Here is a 1,395-nt window from a genome sequence, read left to right as displayed (position 1 = left end):
AGGATATTCTCCGGGCTGATCAGGTGCGGATGTTGCGGAGCGGCTTACACCGTCAAGTTTCAGGATCGGTTGTCTTGTGCAGCTCATCGCGAGAAAGGGACCTGCGATAACAACCGCACCATTCGCATGCCGGACCTGGAGCAGCGTGTTCTCGGGGGGATAAAGCGCCGATTGCTAGCGCCGGAGGTGATCGCGGAGTTCCTGAGCGAATACCAGGCGGAGCAGAAGCGGTTGAATGCCCGGTGCTGATCGCGAGCTGCGCGAAGGCGAGAGGCAACTCGCCAGACTGGAAAGGCAGATCCGCAATATCGTTGATGCCATCGCCGACGGGGCAGCGACGATTTCCCTGAAGGCAAAGCTGCGCGAATTCGAATCGGAGAAGGCGCGGCTGGTCGCCAGCCTCGATTTCCTGCGCGCGTCGACAAAGGTAGTCGAGCTTCGGCCCGCATCAATCGATGCGTATCGTATCAAGATCGAGGAACTGCAACTCGGGCTGCAATCAAACGACTCGATGCAGATGGCTTGCGAAATCCGCTCCCTGGTGACCTCAATCGAGGTCCACCCGTGCGAGGAACGAGGTCAGGTCGAGCTTTTCGTGAAGGGAGCAATAGCGGATCTTTTGGACCTTCCGAAGAAGAAGCCGCATGCTGTGCTTAGCACTGTAATGGTGGTAGCGGGAGAGCGTTACCCTCAATACCGTGCGACGGTCGATATCAAATGCTGAATTGGTACCGCGAGGCGCTTGGCTGCGCGCCCACAGCCAGTTCGGTTCTTCTTGGTCGAGTACCTCGACTTTTTCCTCGACGGCTCATTTGAGGCGCCGCGAAAGCATGTGGGCAGCGATCGCCCATACACTTCGTGAGCAAACGTAAGGGAACCCAGCCGGAGCCGGAAAACTTCGGCTTGCGACGGTCCAAGTTCTGGTCTCAGAGCAGGCGCAGCTGGTGTCGTCTCGTTGGCGGAGGGAAGAGTGAAGGAATAGGGCCTCACTCCGGAGGGTGCGCCACCACCGGAGCGAGGAACATCACCTGAACATCTCCGGCGAGTAGGTGCCGTCGCTGTCGAGGTCGGCAGCGCGCTGCTGGAGCCAGTAGAGATACTGGTGGATTGAATTGGTCGCCTGCTCGCCGTTTCCCGAATGGAAGTCGTATTTTTCGGCTTCGCCACTCTGGATCAGGTCGGTGACATAGCTGATCCGGGAATGGATGTTGTCGGGGCTCACCAAGGCAACATTGGTCAAAACCATCTGATTACTCTCCGCATTCTTGGAGAATAGACTAGGGTTCGCCTCGCGTTCGATCGTGTCCCAGCGCGTGGTGTAGCTGGATTTCATAGCCATCGGTGATTTCCGGTAGGGTCGGGTTGCTTAGATCCAACCTGAAGGACACCACCGAT

At 57.8% G+C, this 1,395-nt stretch carries 3 protein-coding genes; 2 read left to right on the top strand and 1 reads right to left on the bottom strand.

Annotated features, from left to right (window positions below; genetic code table 11):
• On the top strand, positions 1–249 hold a 249-nt coding region (locus tag NHF53_RS14415), incomplete at its 5' end, for a recombinase zinc beta ribbon domain-containing protein (RefSeq protein ID WP_252834746.1).
• Positions 236–724: a hypothetical protein gene (locus NHF53_RS14410; protein ID WP_252834745.1), complete on the top strand. Its 489-nt coding sequence runs from the start codon at positions 236–238 to the stop codon at positions 722–724. The genes NHF53_RS14415 and NHF53_RS14410, both read left to right, overlap by 14 nt.
• Positions 725–1,024: 300 nt before the next feature.
• Here NHF53_RS14410 and NHF53_RS14405 read toward each other — a convergent pair whose 3' ends face one another.
• The gene (locus tag NHF53_RS14405) at positions 1,025–1,339 is read right to left on the bottom strand and encodes a hypothetical protein (protein ID WP_252834744.1); all 315 of its coding nucleotides are present in this window, start codon (positions 1,337–1,339) and stop codon (positions 1,025–1,027) included.
• Positions 1,340–1,395: the final 56 nt, after the last annotated feature.

Source organism: Ciceribacter sp. RN22 (genome assembly GCF_024054295.1).
GTDB lineage: Bacteria > Pseudomonadota > Alphaproteobacteria > Rhizobiales > Rhizobiaceae > Allorhizobium > Allorhizobium lividum.
This window is presented reverse-complemented; position numbering and strand designations above follow the sequence as displayed.

Excerpts from the sequence above, each read along its gene's own strand:
- NHF53_RS14410 (WP_252834745.1), top strand. The coding sequence starts at position 236 with ATGCCCGGTGCTGATCGCGAGCTGCGCGAAGGCGAGAGGCAACTCGCC.
- NHF53_RS14405 (WP_252834744.1), bottom strand. The coding sequence starts at position 1,339 with ATGGCTATGAAATCCAGCTACACCACGCGCTGGGACACGATCGAACGC.